Annotated in this window: 6 protein-coding genes; 1 reads left to right on the top strand and 5 read right to left on the bottom strand. The window is 40.5% G+C overall.

The window, feature by feature from the left end; translation table 11 throughout:
• Window positions 1–76: 76 nt before the first annotated feature.
• The 5 genes from nrdI to malQ all read right to left on the bottom strand — a co-directional run bounded on the left by nrdI (window position 77) and on the right by malQ (window position 8663).
• The gene (gene nrdI, locus H7T92_RS07345) at window positions 77–532 is read right to left on the bottom strand and encodes a class Ib ribonucleoside-diphosphate reductase assembly flavoprotein NrdI (protein WP_070587707.1); all 456 of its coding nucleotides are present in this window, start codon (window positions 530–532) and stop codon (window positions 77–79) included.
• 61 nt (window positions 533–593) lie between these two features.
• The gene (locus H7T92_RS07340) at window positions 594–1109 is read right to left on the bottom strand and encodes an ABC transporter permease (RefSeq protein ID WP_003009132.1); all 516 of its coding nucleotides are present in this window, start codon (window positions 1107–1109) and stop codon (window positions 594–596) included.
• A gap of 425 nt (window positions 1110–1534) precedes the next feature.
• Window positions 1535–4345: a GbpC/Spa domain-containing protein gene (locus H7T92_RS07335; protein WP_201037421.1), complete on the bottom strand. Its 2811-nt coding sequence runs from the start codon at window positions 4343–4345 to the stop codon at window positions 1535–1537.
• A gap of 485 nt (window positions 4346–4830) precedes the next feature.
• A complete protein-coding gene (glgP, locus tag H7T92_RS07330; protein ID WP_023919924.1) occupies window positions 4831–7089 on the bottom strand; it encodes a glycogen/starch/alpha-glucan family phosphorylase in 2259 nt (752 codons plus the stop codon).
• Window positions 7090–7133: 44 nt separating this feature from the next.
• A complete protein-coding gene (malQ, locus tag H7T92_RS07325; RefSeq protein WP_201037420.1) occupies window positions 7134–8663 on the bottom strand; it encodes a 4-alpha-glucanotransferase in 1530 nt (509 codons plus the stop codon).
• 446 nt (window positions 8664–9109) lie between these two features.
• Here malQ and H7T92_RS07320 point away from each other — a divergent pair, with 446 nt between their 5' ends.
• Window positions 9110–10366, top strand: coding sequence for an extracellular solute-binding protein (locus tag H7T92_RS07320; RefSeq protein WP_023919928.1), 1257 nt, complete (start codon window positions 9110–9112; stop codon window positions 10364–10366).
• Window positions 10367–10457: the final 91 nt, after the last annotated feature.

The following is a 10457-nucleotide window of genomic DNA, read 5'->3' as shown; positions in this document are numbered from 1 at the left end:
CTACTCAACTGTGCGGAGGTGGGACGACGAAATCGAATTCTAACGAATTACCGATTTCTGTCCCACTCTCTTTATTTTAAAGATGATACAACTCTTCTACAATGGCAGCTACTTTTTTAATATCTCCCAACATCCCCCGCATTTCAAAATCGGCTAACATAGGGAAACCAAAGCGTTGGCTGTATTGCTTAGCGGTTAAACAATATTGATTGTTAAAATTCCGATTGCCTGATCCAACCACTCCTAAGCACTTGCTGGCATTGTCTCCATAAGCAATAAAATCCGCGACATCTGTCGTCAAAATTTCCACATCGCCATTGTCAACACCATTTCCACCCTCCAAATAGGTAGGCAAAAAAGTGATAAAAGGATTGGTCATTTCAAAGAAGGGCTGGCCCTCTTTGACCAGGTCTTTCACATGAACTTTCTCGATTTCAAGTCCGGGATGGACTTCCAGCAAATAGTCACTTAAGCGACGGACAAAACTCTCTGTATTTCCACTCAGACTAATATAAACAAAGGATACTTTCATCTTTTTTCTCCAATCAAGAAGCTCTCTTATCCTCTAAGAGAGCTCCATTCAAACTTATCTATTATGCCCTAGCTTGAGCTTTTCTCAAACGCAAGGTTTTATACAAAACAATTCCAAGGAAGAGAAGAGATAAAGCAGTCAAGAGTAACAAAGCAATGGACGAAGATGCCAGATATCGTTGGCGAAGGGACGGGGTTGAAAAACTAGCTAATAGTGGACGCCCTGCAAAATAATTATAGCAAGAGAAGGCTTGACTTAACAAAATCTGCCCCATATAAGTATAATGTGCTGTTAACAGATCCTGCTTCATAAAGAGGAAATAGAAAGTTGCCAGCAAAGCAATCAGAATCAGGGAAACAAATAAAAAGGTTAGTGGAGACTGATTGAGTTGGGCTGATTTCTCATAATATGTCACATAGTCAGCCTTGTCTTGAGCCGTTGTTAAACCAAGTTGTTTCGCAAAATCATCTGTCAGCTCAAAACTCTTTGAAGCTCCAAAGGTTGAAACAGCTGAAGTTAGGGTTCCAACCGTAGAGAAAAATAACAGGATGTAAAGATAGATAGGTTTCTTTTTCATACAAACTCCTTTTCATTTCTTACACCCTATTATATCGCGATACAGATAGAAAGGCAAGCGCCTCAAAACCGTGGAAGCACTTGCCTGATCACTGATACGTTCAAATGAAATTCATTTGGAAAATAATGGGTGCAAAAGATGAAAAGCCATCGCAACTGTATCATTGGAATGATTAGAGATATAACGGAGTCCTATAAACTTTCATTCGAACACCACCAGTATACCTCATTCTCTTCTTCTTGTGTCATCCATTTCTATTCTGCTTTATTTCGACACGATTTGGTCTATAAAAGCCATTTCCTCTCCTCATCCAAAAACTATTCTGTTCTATTTCTCAACTATTTGGTCATCACTCCATCAAAAAAGCCAGAAGAACTTGCCTTCTGACTTTCTTTATTTAGATGAATGAACGAAAGAACTAAGAATTAATCTTCTTTTTTCTTGCGTGCAAGACCCAATCCAAGCAATCCAGCCATCGCACCTGCAAGAACAGCTACAGTTGAGCTTTCTGTACCTGTATTTGGAAGCGCAGGTGTTTGTGGTTGCGCAGGTTGTACAGGTTGTTCTGGAACTTCAGGAGTTGGTTCGGTTGGAACCTCTGGAGTTGGTGGAACGATTGGTGTAGGTGGGTTATATGGAGTTGGTGGAGTTGGAGGAACTGGAGTTGGTGGGGTTGGAATATCTGTTTCCGTTACCACTTTATTCTTATGCCATTTCACTTCAGCTTCCGGTTTCACCGGATTCGTATTTGGAACAACTTCAGGAGTCGGTGGGGTTGGCTCTGTTGGTGGAGTTGGTGATTTTGGTTCCTCCACATCGACCGTAATCACAGTGTAGTTAGGTGCTGTTGGCGGAGTTGGTGATTTTGGTTCTTCTGGTTTCGTTGGCTCTGCAGGTAGATTTTCCACTGTAATCGTTGGTGGCGTTGGAGCCTTTGGTTCTGTTGGTTTTGTTGGCTCTTTCGGTTCTTCTCCCGGCTCTTTAGGAAGACCTACATTTGAGTTGATGGCAAACCAATAAACCGTTGGTTGACCAGCCGCATTGGCACCATTAGCCGTAAAGACTAAGTGTCCATCTGACATCTTCAAGCCTGCTCCACCATAATAGAGGTATGGAGAAGATGGATTATCCCAACCTTCAAGAGTTGTTGAAGATTCACCGTTAAAGACAGATCCATGTTCAATATATTGGTTATCTTTAAAGGAAGTTACTTCTTTAGTAGCAGCATCATAAGAAACACTTGAGTTTGGAATTGGAATAAATTTATTATTTCCAACATTTACAGACTCTTGGTGTTCCACGTTTTCAAATTTCTTCTTAGGTGTGAACGTAATTTGACCTGTAGTTGCATCTACTTTGTATGATCCGATAACATCATCCTTACCTTCAAAGGTAAATTCTTCTGTACCAATAGAATGAACACTTCCTGAACCCGAAGCATTTACAGTTAACGCATCCGTTACTTCTTCCTTCTCAGGTGTCGTACCAGGAACCCATTTACCTGTGTCATCTTTAACATAATCATATTTCTGAGTCAAAATTTTGAGAGGGTTGTCTGCTGAAATGGAAACAGTTGCAGTACCAAAGTCTGCTTTTCCTGTTTTAACCTTCACTTCATTGTTTTCAATGCTCATGGATGAACCATCTGCATATGGATCCCAAGTTCCACGAACAGTGTTACCATCTTTATCTTTGGCTTCTACTGTAAGGGCACGAGGTTTATCTCCACTATCGACATAGGACGCACCTGTCCAGTGGTTGAGCGAGTTCAAAGCGACAATGGCATTGCGTTGAGTCAAATCAAATTTATTGCCATCACCATCATAGAATTCAACATCGACAGCAACCTTAACAGGTTTGTCTTGGTCTGTTGAAGCACCCACTGTCATGGTTACCGTTGGATCTGCGTTGACTGCTGCAATCCCTTTGCCATCATTTGATGGAAGACTTAAAATCTCATAGCGGTAAATCACACGTTTGATTGGATGCATATCCGTATTTTCACGCATGCTAGACTGATTCAAGTTATCATAAGTAACGACAAATTTATCGCCTTCCTTCACTTGAATGTACTCAGTTTCATTATTGGCCCAAGGACTAGCCGCTACAATATCTGAAGCTTCCAATTTATTGGAATCATATTGATGGACATTGCTTGTATTTAAACGAGCTTGAGCATCACGAGTTAGATAAGTGCTGATGCCGTCAATGGTGTGAGTTGCACCACCTTCACGTTGGAAGGTCAAATCTTGAACAGTTGAAACATTTTTAAGGTCAGCATACGCATTGTCTGTCATATATTTGTCGTATGCTTGTTTCGCGTCCGTATATTGTTTTTTGGCAATTTCGTATTCAGCTAATTTCTTTTGATAAGCAATATAATCATTTTCGTACTGTACTTTTTCTACATTGTATTTTGCAAGATCAGCTTCGTATTGAGCCTTAGCAGCATCTTCTTCTGCCTTCTTCGCTACCAATTGATCATAAGCTGCTTTATCTTTATCGTATTGCGCTTTCTTAGTTTGGTATTCTTGTAAATCTTTATCGTATTGCGCTTTCGCTGTATTGTAAACAGCCATTTCTGCTTCATACTTAGCTTTTGCTTCTGCATTGGCCTTATCTGCTGCTGCTTTTTCTGCTACTTTAGCATCGTAGGCTGCCTTTTTAGCATTGTACTCTTCTAAAGCTTTATCATAAGCTGCTTGTTGGGTTTTGTAGTCTTCTACTTGTTTCTTGTAAGCCGCTTCTGCTTCTGCATTTCTCTTTTCAATCAATGTGATTTCTTGAGATTTTGCTTCATACTCCGCTTTTGCCTTTTTGTAGTTATCAACTACTGTGTTGATTTCAGCTGTTTGAGCTTTATTATCTGCTTCTGCTGCTGCGATAGATGGTTGGACTTTTTCAGCTTCTTCTGTAACGGTCACACCTTCTGTAGCCGCATCAGCTTTTGCTTTTTCAAGTTCTGGTGATTCTACATAAGTCGTCGTAACTGTTTTATTTCCTTCTGTCACAGTTGTAGATGTCAACTTAGAACTTGTTGAAACAGCTGCATCGCTTGTTGCTGTATCCGTAGTAGTCGCTTCAGTTGCAGGCGCTGTTGCTTCATCTGCTTTCACTTCTGCTCCGTAGGTATTAACAGTAGCCAATCCAGCGATGGCCAATGAAACAACACCGACTGATAACTTACGAATTGAAAATTTTTCCTGCTTCGAAACATGTTCACGATAGCTTTTCATTTTCAAAACTCTCCTTTTTTGTTTAAAAAAATCTCACTGTAGAGGCAAAAATATGCTACTTCCAGTTAACTTCATTGTATCACAATCAACCATTTTTATATATTTGTCAATTTAATTTTTTATTTTACTTTAAATATATAACAACTTGAATCCCCAAACTTTCCTTGCCTTCCCCATCTTTAGTTGAAAATATATGCAAACGCCTGTGAAAAAATCCTTTATTCTCAAGGGTTTTCAAGACACTTTCTCTTTTTATAAATTTCACCGAAAGGCTTTTTAAAGGGAAGTATTTTTTTATACCAATAAATTAGATTTGAAGACTGAAATAAAAATTATGTAATTTTTTCCCTTTAGGGGTCGCAAAATTCAAAAAAACAACACTTTTTGCAGACTGTCCATTCCCTAAACTAGCTCCATTTCTTTTCCAAAATAAGAAGTAATGAAAAAGACCAAGGTCTTATGGACCTTGGTCTAACAACTAATGATTAGTTTAAGTGCCAGATATCTTCATTGTACTGAGCGATCGTACGGTCAGATGAGAAGAATCCTGCTTTAGCAATGTTTACGATCACTTGATCCAACCATGCATCACGGTCTTCGTAGTCAGCCAACATACGTTCTTTGGTGACAATGTAGTCTTCCAAGTCAAGAAGAGTCATGAACCAGTCTTTGTTGATCAATTCCTTGTGAAGACGAGTCAAGCGTTCCTTGTTACCAACTGCAAGAACGGCATCGCTGATAATGAAGTCTACCAATGGTTTGATAGCTTCACGTTCATAGAAGTCCGCTGATTTGTATGCTGATTTCTCATATAGATCGATTACAGTTTCTGAATCTTCACCGAAGATGTAGATGTTGTCACGTCCAACCAATTCAGCGATTTCCACGTTGGCTCCATCCATCGTACCAAGTGTCAATGCACCATTCAACATGAATTTCATGTTACCAGTACCTGAAGCTTCTTTCGAAGCAAGAGAGATTTGCTCAGAAATATCGCTAGCTGGGATCAAGTAGCTTGCAGCAGTTACGTTGTAGTTTTCAACCATCACCACTTGCAAGTGTGGAGCTACTGCTGGATCGTTTGCAATCACTTCAGACAAGCAAAGGATCAAGTGGATGATATCTTGTGCAATGGTGTAGGCAGGAGCTGCTTTACCACCAAAGAGAACAGTGATTGGGCGAGCAGGGATATTTCCAGCTTTGATGTCCAAGTATTTGTGGATCACATACAAAGCGTTCATTTGTTGACGTTTGTATTCGTGGAGACGTTTGATTTGGGTATCAAAGATAGAGTTAGGATTGATTTCCACACCTTGATGGTCTTTCAAGAAACGAGCCAATTTCCGTTTGTTGTGAGACTTGATGTTTTCCAATTTTGCTTTGACTGCATCTTTATCTTCATAAGAAAGAAGGTCTTCCAATTTAGATGCGTCATGGTGCCAGTCACGTCCGAGGATATCATCCAAGTAGTGTGACAAGGTTGGGTTGGCATGCATGAGCCAACGACGGAATGTGATACCGTTTGTTTTGTTGTTGAATTTTTCAGGGTAAATGTCGTAGAAGGCTTTCAACTCAGAATTCTTCAAGATTTCTGTGTGAAGTGCTGCTACCCCGTTTACGCTAAATCCATAGTGGATATCCATGTGCGCCATGTGTACGCGATCATTCTCATCGATGATTTGAACAGCTGGATCTTTGTATTCAGCGCGAACACGGCGGTCCAATTCTTCAATGATTGGAACCAAGTGAGGAACCACTTCTTGCAAGAATTCAAGTGGCCATTTTTCAAGGGCTTCTGCAAGGATTGTGTGGTTAGTGTAAGCCGTCATGCTACGAACGATAGAGATGGCTTCATCCATTCCAATACCACGTTCTGTCAAAAGACGGATCAATTCAGGGATGACCATTGATGGGTGAGTATCGTTGATTTGGACAACAGCATAGTCAGCAAGGTCATGCAAGTTGCTTCCTTTTTCGATGGCTTCGTCGATGATCAATTGTGCACCGTTTGATACCATGAAGTATTGTTGGAAGATACGGAGCAATTCCCCTTGACGGTTACTATCATCGGGGTACAAGAAGAGGGTCAAGTTGCGAGCGATATCTGTCTTGTCAAAGTTAATACCATCTTCAATAATAGATGAATCAACTGAATCCAAGTCGAACAAACGCAAACGGTTCTTGGTATCAATCTTGTAACCAGGGACATCGATATCATAAAGGGTAGAAGTCAATGTGAAGTGTGCAAATGGCACTTGGTAGCTACGGCTTGAACGAACGAGCCAGCTTTGGTCAGTCAACCATGCGTTTGGAATCGTTTCTTGTTGGTTGTTTTTAAGGACTTGTTGGAACAAACCAAAGTGGTAGTTCAAACCAACCCCATCCCCTGTCAAACCAAGGCTTGAGATAGAGTCGATAAAGCAGGCTGCCAAACGTCCCAAACCACCGTTACCAAGTGATGGTTCCAATTCCACTTCTTCGACTTCGATCAAGTCTTTACCAGCATCTGACAATTCTTTTTTAACATCGTCGTAAAGACCCAAGTTGATCAAGTTGTTAGACAAGAGTTTACCGATCAAGAACTCAGCTGAGATGTAGTAAACTTTTTTCTTACCAGTATTGATTTTCTTTTGAGCGCTTGCTTGCTTGGTGTAATTTAGCAAGGCAATGTACAATTCTTCATTTGAACATTCAGCAATTGTTTTTTGATGATGATCAATCACATATTTTTGTAATGATTCCATGTTGGGAGTCTCCTTTGTTTCAACAATTTTAATAGGGGGAAAGATTATTTTTTTGCTTTCTTAACTTCTTTTTTCAAGTCTTTGTTTTCACGACGATAGATCGTAGTGAAATCAAGCAATTCTTGCTCGACAGCTGGAGTCAATTGATCCGCTGTCATTCGCCATGACCAGTTACCACCGAGAGTAGATGGGAAGTTCATCCGAGCTGAGCCATCTAACTCAAGCAAGTCTTGCATCGTAGCAATCGCCATGAAGCTGACGGAAGCAAAGACGGTGCGAAGCATAGCATGCGGTACAGATTCGTACTCTTTCCGGTTGGTATAACGAGCAAGATACTCACGAGTTGGATCGTCGATTTCATTGCGGTACCATCCAAGAACTGTGTTGTTATCATGTGTTCCAGTGTACATCACAGAGTTGTTTGGTGCCAAGTGAGGGCTATCGATACTTTCATCGTCAGGATTGAAGGCGAATTGAAGAATCTTCATTCCTGGGAAGCCAGTGCGTTCACGAAGTTCGATGACTCCGTCTGTCATGAAACCAAGGTCCTCAGCGATGATGTTCAAATCACCGAGCTCTTCCTTCACGGCTGCAAAGAGTTTGTAGCCAGGACCTTTGACCCATTTACCTGGTGCTGCAGTTTCAGAACCAGCAGGGATTTCCCAGTATGATTCGAAACCACGGAAGTGGTCGATCCGAACGATGTCATAGATCTTGAAGCTTTCACGCAAGCGTTCAATCCACCATTGGTAGCCATCTTTGTCCATTGCTTCCCAGTCATAGATTGGGTTCCCCCAAAGTTGACCAGTTGCGGAGAACTCATCTGGCGGGCATCCTGCAATGCAAGTTGCTTTTCCGTTTTCATCTGTTTTGAAGAGATGAGGATTAGCCCACATGTCGCTTGAATCTTCCGCTACATAGATTGGCATATCTCCCACAATTTCAATGTGGTGGTCGTTGGCATAAGCTTTCAAGGCCAACCATTGTTGGAAGAAGAAGAATTGAGTTACACGATGGTAAGTCAATTTATCAGCCAATTCTTCACGGTATTTAGCCAAAGCTTTTGGCTCACGCGCACGAATAGCTGCATCTGGCCACTCTGTCCAAGCTTTCAAATCAAAGTGTTCTTTAATAGCCATGTATTCTGCGAAGAGCTCCAACCAAGAAGCATTGGCTTCACAAAATTCTTGGAATTCTTTTTGATCACTTGATTTTAAGAAATTCGCAACTGCTTTTTCAAGCAAGGGACGACGTTGTTCGAAAACCTTTGCATAATCCACTTGAGTAGGATCTTGACCAAAGTCCACTCCTTTAAGGTCTGCTTCTGTTAACAAACCTTGCTCGATCAAAAGATCGAAATCAATAAAATGAGTGTTCCCAGCAAAAGCTGAGAAAGATTGGTATGGAGAATCTCCATAACTAGTTGTACCAAGCGGCAAGATTTGCCAGTAACGTTGCTTGGTCCGAACGAGGAAATCAACAAAATCATATGCTGATTGTCCGAATGATCCGATTCCGTATTGTCCAGGAAGGGAAGAAATGTGCATCAAAACACCACTTTGACGTTTTTTCATGGGTTACCACCTCTTTTTATTTCTTTGAAGCCTGCGATTCGGTGCACGGTATGGGTATCGTTGCAGAGTCGTATCCAGCTCTCAAGCGGCTCTACTCTTTGTTAAAATCGAACAGGCGCAACTCAGTTTACGCAATTTTTGCGAAAACGTTTGCGTACCATGTCATTATAAACTTTTTCCATATTTTCTGCAAGGGGTTTCTTAAAAAACTTTATATCTTTTTTAAAAAAGCCCCTTATCACTAGTTTAGTATTTATTATTAGCATTGTCAATGAATTAGCGGTTTTTATAGAAGAAAGTTTAGAATTAAAATATTTTTAAAAAATTTTCTCAAAATCACTTGCAAACGTTTTCGCCTTGTGATATACTTAAGTCGTTTTAGGAAAACGTTTGTCTAAAACGGTTTCTAATTATTATCTTTTTTTATTCTTTAGGAGGAATAAATCATGAAACGTACAATTTTACGTAGTGCTGCTGTACTTGGTACAGTTGGTTTTGCCGGCTTCTTACTTGCTGCTTGTAGCAATAACTCATCAGGTTCTTCTGAGGCAAGTAAAGAAATCAACGTCTATGTAGACAAAGGCTACAAATCTTATGTTGAAGAAGCTGCAAAAGCTTTTGAAAAAGAAAATGGCGTAAAAATTAACATCAAGACTGGTGATGCTCTTGGTGGATTGGATAACCTTTCTCTTGATAACCAATCTAAAAAAGCTCCAGACGTTATGATGGCACCATACGACCGTGTAGGTGGTCTTGGTAGCGATGGTCAATTGGCTGAAGTGACATTAAACAAAGATAGCCATACAGATAAAACAACTGAAGCTCTTGTAACAAACGGTGGTAAAGTTTACGGTGCACCTGCTGTCATCGAAACATTGGTTCTCTACTATAACAAAGATCTTGTAAGCGAAGCTCCAAAAACATTTGGTGATCTTGAAAATCTTGCAAAAGATAGCAAGTACGACTTCGCTAGCGAACCTGGTAAAACAACTGCCTTCTTAGCTGACTGGACAAACTTCTACTACACTTACGGTTTACTTTCAGGTAACGGCGGTTATGTGTTTGGTAAAGACGGTACAGATCCTAAAGATATTGGATTGAACAACCAAGGTTCTATCGATGGTATCGAATATGCAAAAACTTGGTATGCTAAATGGCCAAAAGGTTTGCAAGATACAAAAGCTGCTGCTAACTTCATCCAAACACAATTCCAAGAAGGTAAAACAGCTGCTATCATCGATGGTCCTTGGAAAGCTGCTTCATTGAAAGAAGCTAAAGTAAACTACGGTGTCGCAACGATTCCAACTCTTCCAAACGGAAAACAATACTCTGCCTTTGGTGGTGGTAAAGCTTGGGTTATCCCTGCAGGTGCGAAAAACCTTGATGGCGCTCAAAAATTCATTGACTTCTTGACAAGTACTGACCAACAAAAAGCTTTGTTTGACAAGACCAATGAAGTTCCTGCCAACACAGAAGCTCGTAAATATGCGGTTAGCAAAAACGATGAATTGACAACTGCCGTTGTTGATCAATTCAAGAATGCTCAACCAATGCCAAATATCTCAGAAATGAGTGCTGTTTGGGATCCAGCTGCTACTATGCTTTTCGATGCTGTAAGTGGTAAAAAATCTGCAAAAGCATCTGCTGACGATGCAGTGAAATTGATTAAAGAAACCATCGAACAAAAATTCGGTAGCAAATAAGACAGTTTTTAGGTGTGAGTAAGAGGTTGGAGACAAAGTCCCAACCTCTTATGTTCAATTTTCAAGCACAACTTACTGTCTGACTTGTCTT

It is taken from the genome of Streptococcus parasanguinis (assembly GCF_016648855.1).
Lineage (GTDB): Bacteria > Bacillota > Bacilli > Lactobacillales > Streptococcaceae > Streptococcus > Streptococcus parasanguinis_L.
The sequence above is the reverse complement of the archived record's forward strand: the minus strand, read 5'-3'. Positions and strand labels throughout refer to the sequence as shown.